General features: G+C 68.4%; 14 protein-coding genes. 11 read left to right on the forward strand and 3 right to left on the reverse strand.

Features of this window, described 5'->3' with window-relative positions:
• Positions 1-65: 65 nt before the first annotated feature.
• The gene (locus ABIB25_RS08355) at positions 66-362 is read right to left on the reverse strand and encodes a transposase (protein ID WP_354527991.1); all 297 of its coding nucleotides are present in this window, start codon (positions 360-362) and stop codon (positions 66-68) included.
• A 404-nt stretch (positions 363-766) separates the two neighbouring features.
• Here ABIB25_RS08355 and ABIB25_RS08360 point away from each other — a divergent pair, with 404 nt between their 5' ends.
• The 3 genes from ABIB25_RS08360 to menD all read left to right on the forward strand — a co-directional run bounded on the left by ABIB25_RS08360 (position 767) and on the right by menD (position 4,786).
• Positions 767-1,903 carry a winged helix DNA-binding domain-containing protein gene (locus ABIB25_RS08360; RefSeq protein WP_354527992.1) on the forward strand — a complete coding sequence of 379 codons (1,137 nt, stop codon included), beginning with the start codon at positions 767-769 and terminating at the stop codon, positions 1,901-1,903.
• Positions 1,890-2,879: an o-succinylbenzoate synthase gene (locus ABIB25_RS08365; RefSeq protein WP_354527993.1), complete on the forward strand. Its 990-nt coding sequence runs from the start codon at positions 1,890-1,892 to the stop codon at positions 2,877-2,879. The genes ABIB25_RS08360 and ABIB25_RS08365 overlap by 14 nt, the downstream gene beginning before the upstream one ends.
• 185 nt (positions 2,880-3,064) lie before the next feature.
• Positions 3,065-4,786 carry a 2-succinyl-5-enolpyruvyl-6-hydroxy-3-cyclohexene-1-carboxylic-acid synthase gene (gene menD, locus ABIB25_RS08370; RefSeq protein ID WP_354527994.1) on the forward strand — a complete coding sequence of 574 codons (1,722 nt, stop codon included), beginning with the start codon at positions 3,065-3,067 and terminating at the stop codon, positions 4,784-4,786.
• 541 nt (positions 4,787-5,327) lie between these two features.
• Here menD and ABIB25_RS08375 read toward each other — a convergent pair.
• Complete coding sequence (locus ABIB25_RS08375) at positions 5,328-6,566, reverse strand: isochorismate synthase (protein ID WP_354527995.1); 1,239 nt, start codon at positions 6,564-6,566, stop codon at positions 5,328-5,330.
• 477 nt (positions 6,567-7,043) lie between these two features.
• Here ABIB25_RS08375 and ABIB25_RS08380 point away from each other — a divergent pair, with 477 nt between their 5' ends.
• Positions 7,044-7,649 carry a DUF3592 domain-containing protein gene (locus ABIB25_RS08380; protein WP_354527996.1) on the forward strand — a complete coding sequence of 202 codons (606 nt, stop codon included), beginning with the start codon at positions 7,044-7,046 and terminating at the stop codon, positions 7,647-7,649.
• On the opposite strand, the gene ABIB25_RS08385 is transcribed toward ABIB25_RS08380, so the two are convergent.
• Complete coding sequence (locus ABIB25_RS08385) at positions 7,594-8,499, reverse strand: inositol monophosphatase family protein (protein ID WP_354527997.1); 906 nt, start codon at positions 8,497-8,499, stop codon at positions 7,594-7,596. The genes ABIB25_RS08380 and ABIB25_RS08385 overlap by 56 nt on opposite strands.
• Positions 8,500-8,677: 178 nt before the next feature.
• Here ABIB25_RS08385 and ABIB25_RS08390 point away from each other — a divergent pair, with 178 nt between their 5' ends.
• The 7 genes from ABIB25_RS08390 to ABIB25_RS08420 all read left to right on the forward strand — a co-directional run bounded on the left by ABIB25_RS08390 (position 8,678) and on the right by ABIB25_RS08420 (position 15,262).
• A complete protein-coding gene (locus ABIB25_RS08390; protein WP_354527998.1) occupies positions 8,678-9,379 on the forward strand; it encodes a demethylmenaquinone methyltransferase in 702 nt (233 codons plus the stop codon).
• 204 nt (positions 9,380-9,583) lie between these two features.
• Complete coding sequence (locus tag ABIB25_RS08395) at positions 9,584-10,954, forward strand: geranylgeranyl reductase family protein (RefSeq protein WP_354527999.1); 1,371 nt, start codon at positions 9,584-9,586, stop codon at positions 10,952-10,954.
• A gap of 84 nt (positions 10,955-11,038) precedes the next feature.
• Positions 11,039-11,404 (forward strand): NADH-quinone oxidoreductase subunit A, encoded by a 366-nt coding sequence (locus ABIB25_RS08400; RefSeq protein ID WP_354528000.1) that lies wholly within the window; start codon positions 11,039-11,041, stop codon positions 11,402-11,404.
• Between the two features lie 100 nt (positions 11,405-11,504).
• Positions 11,505-12,140: a NuoB/complex I 20 kDa subunit family protein gene (locus ABIB25_RS08405; protein ID WP_354528001.1), complete on the forward strand. Its 636-nt coding sequence runs from the start codon at positions 11,505-11,507 to the stop codon at positions 12,138-12,140.
• Positions 12,137-13,039, forward strand: a complete 903-nt coding sequence (locus ABIB25_RS08410) for an NADH-quinone oxidoreductase subunit C (RefSeq protein ID WP_354528002.1) — start codon at positions 12,137-12,139, stop codon at positions 13,037-13,039. Before ABIB25_RS08405 ends, ABIB25_RS08410 begins: the two co-directional genes overlap by 4 nt.
• Before the next feature lie 115 nt (positions 13,040-13,154).
• The gene (locus ABIB25_RS08415) at positions 13,155-14,519 is read left to right on the forward strand and encodes an NADH-quinone oxidoreductase subunit D (protein ID WP_354528242.1); all 1,365 of its coding nucleotides are present in this window, start codon (positions 13,155-13,157) and stop codon (positions 14,517-14,519) included.
• Positions 14,516-15,262, forward strand: a complete 747-nt coding sequence (locus ABIB25_RS08420) for an NAD(P)H-dependent oxidoreductase subunit E (protein ID WP_502919769.1) — start codon at positions 14,516-14,518, stop codon at positions 15,260-15,262. Before ABIB25_RS08415 ends, ABIB25_RS08420 begins: the two co-directional genes overlap by 4 nt.

Here is a 15,262-nt window from a genome sequence, read left to right on the forward strand (position 1 = left end):
CCACCGGCACATCAGATTCGTCGGATAGTTGCCTTCTTCACTGCCAATGAACCCATACTTCATGGTCACTGGGATTTCTTCGCGAAGAAGGCCGTTGCTTTTCCCAGGAACTCGTTCTCCATACGGAGTTCCCGTACCTCTTTCTCGAGCTGCTTGAGCCGGGCACGCTCGGAGACGGTCAACTCGTCGGACTTCTCGCCGCCGCCGTGCCTCTCCCGATGGGCCGCCACCCAGTTTCTGAGTGTCTGCTCCACCAGGCCTAGCTCGCGGGCAACATCGGCGATCGGGCGGGAACCGTCCACCACCGCCCGGACCGCTGTATCCCTAAACTCCGGGGTATACTTTCCTCGAAACTTGCTCACAATTTCTCCGTCCCTTCCCCAGTATTCTACTTGGGGACCCAAGTCCGGGAAAAAACGGGCGGCTCAGACCACCCCCACCGGCCACACCTACACCACCCCCGACCCACCCCTGCCGGCAGAAAACTGGCCCGACCCGACACCCGAACCAGCACCTGGATTAGCACGTGGACCGGACGCAGCGCCGGACCCGGCAGGAAGATCGACCTCCGGCTCGGCAACCGATTCGTTTACGCGGACGGAACCACGACCGGCACCAGAACCGGAATCAGATTCTGAAACCGAGTCGGGGCCGCGGCCGGGTTCGGGTTCGGGTTCGGGGTCGGGTTCGGAACCAGTGGCGGAACCTGAACCGATGGCAGGATCTGGCGGATGAGCCTGAGGGCAGCAATCCGGCACGGAGCGCGATGACGATCCCGGTGCTGAGTGTCCGGGCGCTCAACCGCGCGCTCCTGGCGAGGCAGATGCTGTTGGAACGCAGCGCGATCTCGGTTCACCGCGCCATCGAGCACCTGGTCGGCATGCAGGCCCAGCTGCCAACTCCGCCGTACTACGGACTCTGGTCCCGCCTCGCCAATTTCAACCCGCAGGAACTGTCGCAGCTGTTCCTGGATCGACAGGTCGCCCGGATCGCCCTGATGCGGTCGACCGTCCATCTGGTGACGGCTGACGATGCGCTGGCGCTCCGACCCGTCATGCAGTCGGCGGTGGCGCGCGGTCTGACGCCCGGCAGCCCATTCGGAAAGGCCTTGGCGACAGTGGATCTCGCCGAGCTCGCGGTCCTCGCCCGCGAGCTGGTGGAGGCCCGGCCGCTGACCGGCAACGAGGTCGGCGTTGCCCTTCAGGATCGGTGGCCCGGAGTCGATGTCACTGCGCTGTCGATCGCGGCCCGCGCTGCGCTACCGCTGGTGCAGGTGCCACCGCGTGGGACCTGGGGCGGTATCGGCCAGTCCCGATCAACGACAGCCGAGTCGTGGATCGGCCGGCCACTCGCCGAACCTGATGTGGCGCAGGTCATTCGCCGCTACCTCGCCGCTTACGGACCGGCGAGCGTCCGCGACATCCAGGCCTGGTCCGGGCTGACAGGCCTAGGCCGCATCATCACCGAACTGGAGCCGGAACTGCTGACGTTCCAGGACGAAGCCGGCGTGCTGCTGTTCGACATACCCAATGCGCCAAGGCCTTCGGTGGATCTCAGCGTGCCGGTCAGGTTCCTGCCGGACTTCGACCAGATCCTGCTCGCCCACGCCGACCGGTCGAGGATCTTCCGCCCGGAGCTCAAGAACTTGATCTTCAGCAACAATGGCATCATTCGTGCGTTCGTGCTGATCGACGGGTTCGCCCGGGCGCTGTGGAAGATCGAGAGCACCAAGGACACCGCGACGCTGGTGGTCCGGCCGCTTCCGCCGGACGGCCGAGAGGTCATCAGGCCGCGGGAGTGGGGAGCGGTCGAGAAGGAGGGGCGAGCGCTGCTGCGGTTCGCCGTCCGAGGGAAGTCCCACGACATCCGGTTCGAGGCAGGATCAACTCGTGCCACTCGATGACGTCCTCGCCACGGCCCACATTTTCGCGATCCCGCTGCACGACCGGTTCCGGGGTATCTCGGTCCGCGAGGGTGTGCTGTTCGAAGGCCCTGCCGGCTGGGCGGAGTTCGCGCCGTTCAGGGACTACGACGACGCATCGGCCCTGCCTTGGCTGCGGGCAGCGATCGACACGGCCGAGAACGCCTGGCCGACACCCGTGCGAGCCAGCATCGAGATCAACACGACGGTGCCGGTGGTCGGTCCGGAACGGGCCGCCGAACTGGTCGCCGGATCCGGGTGCCGGACGGCGAAGGTCAAGGTCGGCGGTCTGGACGGTGGTGTTGCGGGAGTAGGAGTTTTGAACTCCCTGACGGCCGACGCCGACCGGCTGGCAGCAGTCCGAGCGGTCCTCGGCCCCGAGGGCCGGATCAGGATCGATGCGAATGCTGGCTGGACCGTCGACCAGGCGCTGCAGGCGATCCCGGTCCTGGACAGGGCAGCGGGTGGGCTCGAGTACGTCGAGCAGCCATGCCGGTCGATCGAGGAGTTGGCCGAGGTGCGCAGAAAGGTCGGCGTCCGGATCGCCGCCGACGAATCAATCCGACGCGCACAGGACCCGATGCGGGTGAAGCTGGCCGGCGCCGCGGATCTGGCGGTGGTGAAGGTGGCACCGCTCGGAGGGGTGCGTAGTGCGTTGCAGATCGCGGAGGTCACCGGTCTGCCGATCGTCGTGTCCTCCGCCGTCGACAGTGCCGTCGGGCTGGCCGCCGGGCTGGCGCTGGCCGGCGCCCTCCCGGAACTGGACTACGCCTGCGGGCTGGGTACCGCCAGCCTGCTAGTGGGCGACGTCAGCTCGCAGAGCCAGTTGCCGCTCGAAGGACGACTCCCGGTCCCGACCACCCCGCCGGAGCCGGACCGCTGGGCGGACTTCGCCGCGGACGACGACATCACCGCCTACTGGCTGGCACGGCTCGCGAGGGTGGCCGCCCTGCTCTGATCTGCAGGCAGATACTGCCCCGCTGAGATGGCCCGACCAGCCTGGAACTCTGAACCCTTCACACTGACCAGCTCAGAACTCTGGGCCAACCTGGCTGGGCCAACCTGGCTGGGCCAACCTGGAACGCTGACCGACCTGGAACGCTGACCAGGCTGGAACACTGACCAGCCTGGAAGACTGGACCGGTGAACCCATCGACCGCGTGTGCCGCCGTACTGGTCGACGAACTGATCGCCGGGGGGGTCACCGAAGCGGTGCTATCGCCCGGCTCCCGCAACGCCCCGCTGTCCATTGCGTTGTTCGAAGCCGACGCTGCTGGACGGCTGAGGTTGCATGTTCGGATCGACGAGCGGACCGCCGGATTCCTCGCGGTCGGTCTGGCTCGCAGCTCGGGCCGCCCGGCCGTCGTGGTGACCACTTCCGGCACCGCGGTGGCGAACCTGCACCCGGCCGTACTCGAGGCTCACCACGGTGGGGTGCCCCTGGTGGTGATCTCCGCCGACCGACCTCCGGAGCTGCGGGACGTCGGAGCGAATCAGGTGATCGACCAGCGCAGCGTCTTCGGGGCGGCGCTGCGGTTCTGGCACGAGTTCGGGGTCGCGGCCAACCGGCCCGGCCAGAACGCGGTGTGGCGGTCCATGGTCTGCCGGGCACTGGCTCACAGCCTCGGCGCCGGCACCGGGTTCGCCGGCCCGGTGCAACTCAATCTGCCGCTTGTCGAGCCACTTCTGCCTGACGGCACCCCCTCCGGCTGGCCCGAGCCACTGGATGGCCGGCTCGACCGTGACGGCCGGTTGGGCCCGTGGACGGTCATCGACACCGCAGCCCCGGACGAGGTGCTGGCCGGTGTCGAGATTCCCGACGGCGGCGTCCCGATGATCCCAGCCCCCGCGGAGGGAGAGCGGGTGCTGTTCCTCGGTGACCTGACCCATCCGGCTGCCGGACCGCTGGCCGCGCTCGGGCACGTGGTGATCTCCGAGGCCGGAGGCGCGGCCGGTTCGGCCGTCATCTCGGCGGGTCTGCACCTGTTGGCCGTACCCGGATTCCTCGAACCCGCGCTGCCGGATCGCGTCGTGGTCCTCGGCCGCCCAACTCTCTACCGGCAGATCTCCGCGCTCCTGGCCGACTCGATGATTTCCGTCGACGTACTGGCTTCGCCGGCCGGCTACGGCGACCCGACCGGCAAGGCGCGCCGGGTGGCGCCGGTCCTGGCGCCGTTGTCCGGCCCGGGTGACACCGAATTCGTCCAGGTCTGGAGGGCTGCCCAGGCGATCGCCGCCGAGCAGGTGGCGGCCCTGGTCGGGGACATGGACATCGGCTGCTCGCCCCGACTGGCCGCCGAGCTGGTGAGCCAGCTACCCGACGGCGCCACGCTGGTGCTCGGCTCGTCGCAGCCGCCGCGGGATGTCGGTTTGTCGAGCGCACCCCGCGACGGTCTGCGGCTGGTGGCCAATCGCGGGGTGGCGGGCATCGACGGCACGATCTCCACCGCGATCGGAGTGGCACTGGGCGCCGACCAGCAGGCGACCGTCGCGCTGATGGGCGACCTCACCTTCCTGCACGACATGACCGGCCTGGTGATCGGTCCGCACGAACCGCGTCCCGAGCTGACGATCGTGGTGTCCAACAACGGCGGCGGCGGGATTTTCCACACGCTGGAGCCGGGCGAGCCGTTGCACGCCAGAGCTTTCGAACGGGTCTTCGGCACGCCTCATGACGTCGAGCTGGCCGGCTTGGTCGAGGCGGCCGGTTGGGAGCACGTCTTCGTCTCCTCGCACGACGAACTGCACGACGCCCTGGTCGACCCTGGCGGGATCCGTGTCGTCGAGGTGCCCACCTCACGCACGGATCTGCGCGAGATACACGGCCGGATCCGGGCGGCGGTGTCGAGGGCCGTGCGCGGGTGAGTGCGGCAAGATCTTTGCGCTCTGCACGTCAGCCGCCGGTCGTCAGCTCGCCCGGCCTCAGCTCGCCCGGCCTCAGCTCGTCACGAAGACCGTCGCGACGAGAGCTGCCAGCGCGACCAGGTTCGCGAGAGCCCGGATCCGGAAGAAGGCCTGCCACTTGGAGCGCATCGTCCTGTACGCCGAACTGGCCACCCACGTGAGCCAACGTGCCGGCGCTCTACTGCTGGCGCTGGCCGCCGCCGCGCCCGTCGATGCGAGGCTTGCGCAGATCTGGGAGGTGTCACGCCTGCAGCGGCTGGGCGGCGCGGCGGCAGTGGCCGCGGACATCGCAGGGAAGGCCGTGTTGACGGTGTCCCCGGACGAGGCCCGCGACCTCATCTGGTCGCTGAACAGTCCGGAGCTGCACCATCTGCTGGTGCACGACAGGGGTTGGGCCCCCCAACGATTCAGCGCCTGGCTTGCCGCCGCGCTGTGCGGCTCGTTGCTGTTGGGGAATGGTTGTGGGGGAACGGCGGCCCGCCCACGGGTTGACGACCAGCGCTCAGTGCTGGGTCTCGAGCGCGTCGCGGATCGGGATCATCTTGACCTGCGCCTCGCGGGCCTCGGTGTCGGGATCGGAGTCGGCGACGATGCCGCAGCCCGCCGTCATCCGGACCGAATGGCCGGAGACGGCGGCGCACCGTAGTGCGATGGCGAACTCGCCGTCGCCGGCGGCGTTCATCCAGCCGACCGGGGCGGCATAACGACCGCGGGGCGATGGCTCCAACTCGCGGATGACCTCCCGGGCCAGATCCGTCGGCGTGCCGCCGACGGCCGCGGTGGGATGCAGCAGCGCGGCCAGCTCCAGTGCGGTCGGGCCGTCCGCCGGCAGGTGCCCGGTGATGTCCGTGGCCAGGTGCGTCAGGTTGGCCAGCTGGAGGGGGTGCGGCCCGTCGGGCACCGCCAGATCCGCGATCTCGGCTCGCAGTACCCGCGCCACCGAGGCGACGGCAAAAGCGTGTTCTGACAAGTCTTTCCGGCTGAGCATCAGGTCGGCAGCGACCGTGTCGCCGACATGCTCTGCCCAGGCCGTGCCGGCCAGCACCCTGGAGGTCACCTCGCCGTCGACCCGTCGGATCAGGGTCTCCGGGCTCGCTCCGACCAGGCCGTCGACCGAGTAGGTCCAGCAGCTGGGATAGGCGGTCGCCAGTTCGCGCAGCAGATGGCGTTCGTCGACGGGATTCTCGGTGGTGGCCTCGAGATCGTGGGCCAGCACCACCTTCTGCAGGCGCCGCGGCCCGGTGCTGGCTCTGATGCGCTCGGTGGCGGCAGCCACCGCCGACGTGAATCCGGCCACCGACAGGCCGGCGTCCGAATAGCTCACCCGGCCTGGGGCCGTGATCGCGGTGGGCTCGAACAAGCCGGGATTGCCGATCACTGTGCTGAAGCACACACCGCCACGAACCCCCACCACGACGGCCGGGATCACCGCGACGGACTCGTCGGTGTCGTCGAAGCCGAGGGACACAAAGGCGATGGGTCCGGTTCCGGGAAGGCCGAGTTCGTCCGAGATGGCGAGATCGGACACCAGAGCGCGGAACCAGGAGCTGATCTCGGCGGCGGCCGATGGCCCCGACGTCGTCATCCGCGCGTGCTCGCCCCAGCTCACCAGACCCTCGCCGTCACGCAGGAACGAGAGCGTGCCGGTGGCCGCCGGGATCGTCGCGATGAGGTCGACGGAGGCCGGCAGCACACGGGTGATGGCCCGGGGCTGAGCGGGGGCGGCGGGGGAGGCGGACACGATGCTCCAGGGTAGACGCCGACGGCGCATGGCCGGGGGGACGAGATCCGGGTCACGATGGCGCAGCCGACCAGACGCACTGCCCAGCAGCCGAATGGACACACTGATCGGTCGAACCGCTGGAGATGCCGAGGCGCTCAGATCGACGCAGCGGCATCGAACCGCTCACGCCAGGCCGATCGGACCGCCAAGGTCCGTTGGTGCCGGCTGCGATGGCGCTACTGGCCAGTACGTGCGGGTCTTCCCACCGACTACGGGGGACCCATCCGCACGTTGTTGACGATCGGGGACCTCCGCGTCGACCAACACCGCGAATTCGGCGCGATCGGTCCACGAAGCACGCCCGGCAACGCCGCTGAGTCGGAACGTCCGGCGGGCAGCCGGTCTGACGTGGTCAGGCGTCCGTCGTTCTGAGGGGCGGTGTCGGTGGGACAGTATTCTCGACCGGTTGGAAATCCTGGGATCTACACTCGGCGCGTGCCCGCCGACGTCTCTCCTTTGATGGGGCGGGCCATGCGCCGAAGAGGCGTGCATCTGCCGCTGCGCCGTCGTCGCCTCGGCCCCGGCGGCGGGTGGCTACTGGCCTCACGGATCGTGCTGGGCGTCATCGGGGCGGTGACTTTGATGGTGCTCGCGCTCGCTGTCGGGATGAGACTCGACGACCGCCAGATCGACGGCCATCTGGGTACTGCGACCGCCACCGTGCTGTCCATCTCGGCGCTTCGAACCGGGATCGAATTCGTCGACGGCGGTGGCGTCACCATCCGCCCGCCGAACGGAGTCCTCTACCCGGGCCTGCTGAACATGGGGCAACGGTTCCAGGTCGAGTACTCGACAGTCGACCCGACCGTCGTGCGCGTGTCGGGCCGGACGGCCGCCGTCGGCAACCTGGTGCTCGCGCTGACGTCGGTGATCAGCTGGGTGATCGGGTTCGGTGTGCACTGGTGGCTGCGTCGCCGTGCGGGCAGGGCCGCCCGTCGCCGGGAACCGGAAGGCCCGACCCGTCGCGCGGGAGCAGGGCCGGTCGTCAGCCGGTGGCGACGCCGACCATCTCCACCACTTCGGCCAGCACCGCCGGCGTAGCGACGATCAGGCCGTCGAGCGGAAGGACGTTCGGGTCGCCGTCGAGGTCGGTCACCACCATGCCGGCCTCGGACGCCAGGCTCAGCGCGGCGGCCACGTCCCAGACGTGGTAGCCGGCGGAGGGCAGCACCGCAGCGGCGGCCCGTCCGAGCGCGACCTGCGTGACGGCCAACGCCGAGGAGCCGACCATGCGCAGCCCGGCGTGGGCGGCCCGCGCCCGATCGATCAGCTCGGCCATCTCCGGCCGCTGGCCGGGCTTGCTCGGCTCGGCGAAGACCAGCGCGCCCGCCAACGACGTCAGCTTGCTCGCCGGCACCCGACGCCCGTTGGCGCGAAGACCCCGACCGCGCGCCGCGGCGTAGATCTGGCCCTGGTACGGGTCGGCGATCACCCCGACGAGAGGGCCGTCGGCATCGACCAGCGCTAGTGAGTAGCAGCACCATGGAATTCCGGCGACGTAGTTGGCGGTCCCGTCGACGGGATCGACGATCCACAGCAGTTCGGGCGAGCCCGGACCGCCCGGAAGTCCCAGGGAGACACCGCGGTCCGGTCCCGGATCGGCTCCGCCATCGGCACCGGAGGACGCCCCGTACTCCTCGCCGAGGACGGCGCTGCCGGGAAATTCGGCGGCGATCACCCGTCGGGTGTGCCGCTCCAACGTGCGATCAGTCTCGGTGACCCAGTCGAACGGATGCGCCTTCGCGCCCGGCGAGGCCAGCGCGCCGGCGGTGGCCGTGATCACCTCCGCGGCGTCGTTGGCCAGCCGCCCGGCAAGATCGAGCGCACGAGAGATGAGCCCGGCCGGGTAGCGGTTGTCCGGGGTCACGGCGTTGATCGCGGGGTATGCCATGAGTCCAGCATGCCTACCCGGTGTGTCGTGATGGTCACCTTGCGATGAACCTGCAGTGCTCATTCGATGACCAAACACATCCCCCGTCGCTCCGCTCGGCCCGGAAAACCTCCCCCCGTCGCTCCGCTCGGCCCTGAACTGCCCCGATGCGGCCGGCGCGCTCGGTACTCTCGAGAGCATGGGACGCGCCGGGCTGGAGAAGAATCCGCAGCAGGTAGCGGCGATGTTCGACGGGGTGGCCGACCGGTACGACCGCACCAACACCCTCCTGTCCTTCGCCCAGGACCGCCGGTGGCGCCGGCACAGCGTCCGGGCGCTCGACCTGATGCCTGGCCGCAAGGTCCTCGACGTCGCTGCCGGGACCGCCGTGTCCACCGAGGAATTGGCCCAGACGGGCGCCTGGAGCGTGGCCGCCGACTTCTCCATCGGGATGCTGGTCGCCGGAGCGTCACGGGGGGTGCCGAAGGTCGGTGCCGACGCGATGAACCTGCCGTTCGCCGATGCCACCTTCGACGCCGTCACCATCTCCTTCGGCCTTCGGAACGTGCAGGAGCCGGAGCGGGCGCTCGCCGAGTTCGCCCGGGTCACCAAGGCCGGCGGCGAACTCCTCGTCTGCGAGTTCTCGCGCCCCCGTCCCGCTCCCATCGGTTGGGTCTACCGCTGGTACCTGGCCAACGTGCTGCCCCGGCTCGCCCGCCGGTTCTCGTCGAATCCGGAGGCGTACACCTACCTCGGCGAGACCATCAATTCCTGGCCCGACCAGCCGTCATTGGCGCGGATGATCACCCGCGCCGGCTGGGCCGAGGTGGCCTGGAAGAACATGACTTTCGGTGTCGTCGCCCTGCACCACGCGGTCAGGCCGGCTGGACCCGGCAACTGAGCCGGAGACGCAACCGACCAAGATCAACTACGGCTCGGCGCGTCGATGCACCCCGCCGTTCCCGCAGGCTTGTGAGCCGTCTTACACTGAGCACGCGCCACTTCGTGAACAGATTCACAATCTCGTCCACGACGCCACCCCGGGGCCTGCCGCCGCACATCCTCGAGGGTGACTGTTCTATCGGCGTGAAGGGAATTAGCGATCATGACCTCATCGAGCAACACCTCGGACAGCGGTACCCCACACGTCCTGCCGGTCCACTCTGCAAGCGGGCAGAGTGCGTCAGGACTGGGCTCGGCAGTACGGCACCCGGACACGAGTGCCGACGTGATCATCGTCGGCGCCGGTCCGGCCGGTTCGACGGCCGCGACCTATCTGGCGCGCTCCGGCGTCGACGTGCTCCTGCTGGAGAAGTCCGTTTTCCCCCGCGACAAGGTCTGCGGCGACGGACTGACCCCCCGCGGTGCCAAGCAGGTGATCGCCCTCGGGATCGACGTCACGGGCGACGACTGGCTGCGCAACAAGGGCCTGCGGGTGGTCGGCGGCGGCATCTCGCTGGAGATGCCGTGGCCGACCTTGCAGGATTACCCCGACTTCGGTCTTGTCCGTCCCCGTCGCGACTTCGACCAGATGTTGGCCGATCTCGCCGTCAAGGCGGGCGCCCGCCTGCGCGTCGGCACCAACGTCAGCGCGCCGATCCGTGACGAACGCACCGGTCGCATCATCGGCGTGCAGGCCAAGACCGAGGACGGCCCGGTCGCCTTCCACGCCCCGCTGGTGATCGCCGCCGACGGGGTCTCCGCCCGAATGGCGCTCGGCATGGGCATCAACAAGCGTGACGACCGTCCGCTGGGGGTTGCGGTCCGCCGGTACTACCACGCGCCGCTCAAGACCCACGACGACTACCTCGAGTCCTACCTGGAACTGTGGGACCGCTCCAACCCCTCCGACCCGAAACTGCTGCCCGGTTACGGCTGGATCTTCGGCCTTGGCGACGGCACCGTGAACGTCGGGCTGGGCATGCTCAACTCGTCGAAAGCGTTCGGGAAGACCGACTACCGCAAGCTTCTCAAGACCTGGCTCGACGGCACCCCGGAGGAGTGGGGCCTGCGCGAGGAGAACGCGATCGGCGGCATCGGCGGCGCCGGACTGCCGATGGGCTTCAACCGCACTCCCCACTACGTCGACGGTCTGGTGCTGCTGGGTGATGCCGGTGGCTTGGTGAACCCGTTCAACGGCGAGGGCATCGCCTACGCGATGGAATCGGCCGCGCTGGCGGCGGAGTCGGTCCTGCAGGCGCTCGCCCGGCCCGAGGGGCCCGGCCGGGAAGCCGCTCTGCAGGGTTACGCGACCGCCATGAAGGAACATCTGGGCGCGTACTACCGGCTGGGGGGTATGTTCTCCACGCTGATCGGCAAGCCGTCGATCATGAAGACGGCCACGAAGCTCGGGCTGCCGCGAAAGCGGTTGATGTACCTGGTTCTCAAGCTCCTGGCCGGCCTCTACGACAGCCGGGACGGCGACTGGGCGGACAAGGTCGTCCGCTCGCTGACCAAGGTGGTGCCGAGTGTCTGAGTGGTAGCGAGTCTCTGAGCGTTGCTGAGCAATACCGAAATTCCGGCCGGAGTTCAAGCGTCTAGTGGGACGGGGAGTTCAAGGATGAGCGCCTATCTGCCGATTCTCATCTTGTTGGTGGTGGCGGGTGGGTTTGCCGTCACCAATGCCACCGTGGTGACGGACCTGTTGGGCCCCAAGCGGTTCAACCGTGCCAAGCTCGACGCCTACGAGTGCGGGATCGAGCCGACCCCGCTCCCGGCAGGGACGGCCGGCCGCTTCCCGATCAAGTTCTACCTGACCGCCATGCTCTTCATCGTGTTCGACATCGAGATCATCTTTCTCTACCCGTGGGCCCAGAGTGCCGTCCAGCTCGGGGTTTTCGGTCTGATCGAGATGGGCCTGTTCATCATCACCGTCTTCGCCGCCTACGCCTACGTCTGGCGCCGCGGCGGTCTCGACTGGGACTGACGTCTCGATCGGGACCCAGGCCCGAGCTGTCGCATTCGTAGGTCCCCGCTTCATCCAGCAGTTGGCAACGTTGCCGAGCATCGGAAAGGGAAACCGCCCCATGGGTCTTGAAGAAAAGCTCCCGAACGGCATCCTGCTGACCGGCGTCGAGAAGCTGGTCAACTGGACGCGGAAGGCCTCCCTGTTCCCGGCGACCTTCGGTCTGGCCTGCTGTGCGATCGAGATGATGACGACCGGGGCGCCTCGGTACGACCTGGGGCGCTTCGGCATGGAGGTGTTCCGGGCCTCACCGCGTCAGGCGGACCTGATGATCGTCGCCGGCCGGGTCACCCAGAAGATGGCGCCCGTCCTTCGGCAGATCTACGACCAGATGGCCGAACCGAAGTGGGTCATCGCGATGGGGGTCTGTGCCTCGTCGGGCGGGATGTTCAACAACTACGCGGTGGTCCAGGGCGTCGACCACATCGTGCCGGTCGACATGTACCTCCCGGGCTGCCCGCCGCGCCCGGAGATGCTGATCGACGCGATCCTCAAGCTGCACGCCAAGATCATGGACGAGCCGATGGGGACCTCGCGCGCCGCCGAGAGGGTCGGCAAGCGAACGGATCTCGTGCCGTCCTCGGTCCGCTACGGCCGCAACGGCGTCACCCACGGGCAGCGGTCACCGTCCGACGAACAGCTCGAGGTCTCGGCCCTGGCCGTGGAGAGCGAGCAGTGGAAGGCGGTGCGCCCATGACGGCCCCCGACGGTGCGGCGAACCCGCCCAAGCAGCCCGGGAATCTGGCGCCGGGCGCGGCGTCCTCGGTCGACTCACCTGCCACCCCGGCGAGCGGCGGTACCACCGACGCTTCGCACCAGAGCCCTGCTCCTGGAACCGATCTGGCCACCGCGGCGCTGCACGACCCGACCCCGGCCCTGGCGCCGGTCGGTGTCGAGCGCACCGGCATGTTCGGCGTCAACGGGTCCGGCGATACCTCCGGGTTCGGGCTGCTCGTCAGCGCTCCTTACGCACCGGCCCCGGCCGAGCGGCCGTATGGAGGGCCGGGAGGAGTACTCGGAGCGAGGGACGAGCGGAGCAGTGGCTCCGACCAAGGTCGAGGGGTGTTCGATCAGGTCGCGGACGCGCTGGCTGCGGCGATGGTCGAGCGGAACATCCCGGCGACCGCGCTGCTGCAGACCACCGTTGCGAACAGCGAGATCACCTTCTACCTTGCGCGGGAACATCTCTCGGCGATGTTCTGGGCGTTGCGCGACGATCCGGCGTTGCGCTTCGAGCTGGCCTCGTCCATCTCCGGTGTCGACTACGGGCCGGCCGTTCCCCGCCGTCTGCACGTGGTCTACGAACTGACCTCGATGACCTACCGCCGCCGCATCCGTCTCGAGGTGGCCGTCGGCATCGACGATCCGCACGTTCCGAGCGCGGTCGCGACATACCCGACGGCCGACTGGCACGAGCGCGAGACCTGGGACATGTTCGGCATCATCTTCGACGGACACCCGGGCCTCACCCGGATCCTGATGCCCGACGACTGGGACGGTCATCCGCAACGCAAGGACTACCCGCTGGGCGGCATCCCGGTGGAATACAAGGGCGCGGAGATCCCGGCCCCGGACCAGCGGAGGTCTTACTCGTGAGCATCGTAGTGAGGGACGAACGAGGAGGGGAGCGAGTAACGATGAGCGCCTGCGCGAAGAGAAATGTGACAGTCTCGTGACGGATTTCCAAGATCCAATCTTCGCGGAGGACTTCCTGCCGGACGACGTGCGGGGCGGGGAACCGCGCGCCGCGCGGGGAACGTCGACCACCGAAGGCCGCGTCTTCACCGTGACCGGTGGCGACTGGGACGACATGCTGGCCGAGGGTAACTTCGGCGGGCTCGGCGGCGATGGCGGCGACTCCGACGAACGCATCATCGTCAACATGGGACCGCAGCACCCGTCCACCCACGGCGTGCTCCGGCTGATCCTGGAGATCGAGGGCGAAACCGTCGTCCAGGCCAGGTCTGTCATCGGATATCTGCACACCGGCATCGAGAAGTCGTGCGAGTTCCGGACCTGGACCCAGGGCGTCACCTTCGTCACGCGGGCCGATTACCTGTCGCCCGCGTTCAACGAGGCCGCCTACTGCATGGCGATCGAGAAGTTGCTGCAGATCGAGGTTCCACGCCGTGCCCAGGTGATCCGGGTGCTGCTGATGGAGCTGACGCGCATCTCCTCGCACCTGGTGGCGGTGGCCACCGGTGGCATGGAACTCGGCGCGCTCACCGGTATGACGATGGGTTTCCGCGAGCGCGAGGAAGCGCTGCACCTGATGGAGTTCCTCACCGGCCTGCGGATGAACATGGCGTTCATCCGGCCGGGCGGGGTGGCGCAGGAGCTGCCGGCCGACTCGATCGAGCACATCAACGCCTTCATCAAGAAGATGAAGTCGCGGCTGCCGGAGTACGACAAACTGCTGACGGGGCAACCGGTCTGGAAGCTCCGGACCAAGGGCGTCGGGATCCTCCCGCTGGAAGCCTGCATGCAGCTGGGCATTACCGGGCCGGTGTTGCGATCGGCCGGCCTGCCGTGGGACCTGCGCAAGACGATGCCCTACAGCGGCTACGAGGAGTACGACTTCGAGGTGCCGACCGCGACCGAGGCCGACTGCTACTCGCGCTATCTGTTGCGGGTGGCCGAGATGCACGAGTCGCTGAAGATCATGGAGCAGGCCGTGCAGAAACTGGCCGAACCAGGCCCGGTGATGGTGCAGGACAAGAAGATCGGCTGGCCCGCCCAATTGTCCATCGGCTCTGACGGTATGGGTAACTCGCTCGAGTACATCAAGAAGATCATGGGCAGCTCGATGGAGTCGTTGATCCACCACTTCAAGCTGGTCACCGAGGGTTTCCACGTACCGGCCGGTCAGGCCTACGTCGCGATCGAGAACCCGCGCGGGGAACTGGGTTGCCACGTGGTGTCCGACGGTGGCACCAAGCCGTTCCGGGTGCATCTGCGGGACCCCGGGTTCGTGAACCTGCAGGCGATGCCGGCGATGAGCGAGGGCAGCCTGATCGCCGACGTGGTGGCTGCCGTCGCGTCCATCGACCCGGTGATGGGTGGGGTGGACCGTTGAGCACCTCCTCGCGCATCGGCGTTCCCGAGTTCCTCGCCACCGACGTCGTTTTCGACCAGCTGACGCACGACCGGGCGGTCGAGCTGATCAACCGGTACCCGTACTCCCGGTCGGCGTTGCTGCCACTGCTGCACCTGGTGCAGTCGGTCGAGGGCTTCATCAGCCAGCCCGGGATCGAATTCTGTGCCGAGAAGTTGGCGCTGAGTGCGGCCGAGGTCTCCGCAGTGGCCACGTTCTACACCATGTACAAGCGCCGGCCCTGCGGCCAGCACCTGATCAGCGTCTGCACCAACGCCCTGTGTGCCGTGCTGGGCGGAGATGCGATCTACCGCACGCTGTCCGACCACCTCGGGGTCGGGCACGAGGAGACCGCGGGCGAACCCGGATCGGTCGGGTCGATCACGCTCGAGACCGCCGAGTGCCTGGCCGCCTGCGACCACGGACCGGTGCTGCAGGTCAACTACGAGTACTACGACAACCAGACCCCTGACGGCGCACTGGATCTGGTGATGGCCCTGCAGGCCGGGGACAAACCGGCCCCCACCAGAGGGGCGCCGTTGACCGACTTCCGCACCATCGAACTCGAGATCGCCGGCATCATGCCGGATCTCGTCGCCGAGGTGGCCGGGCCGTCGGTCTCGGAGATGACCCTGCGCGGATCCGTCCTGGCCGAGCAGACCAACCAGACCGCACCAGTGATGCCCGAACACGTCGAGTTCCCGCCGCTCCCGGAGAAGAAGTGA

The organism is Nakamurella sp. UYEF19, from assembly GCF_040546275.1.
Taxonomy (GTDB): Bacteria; Actinomycetota; Actinomycetes; order Mycobacteriales; family Nakamurellaceae; genus Nakamurella.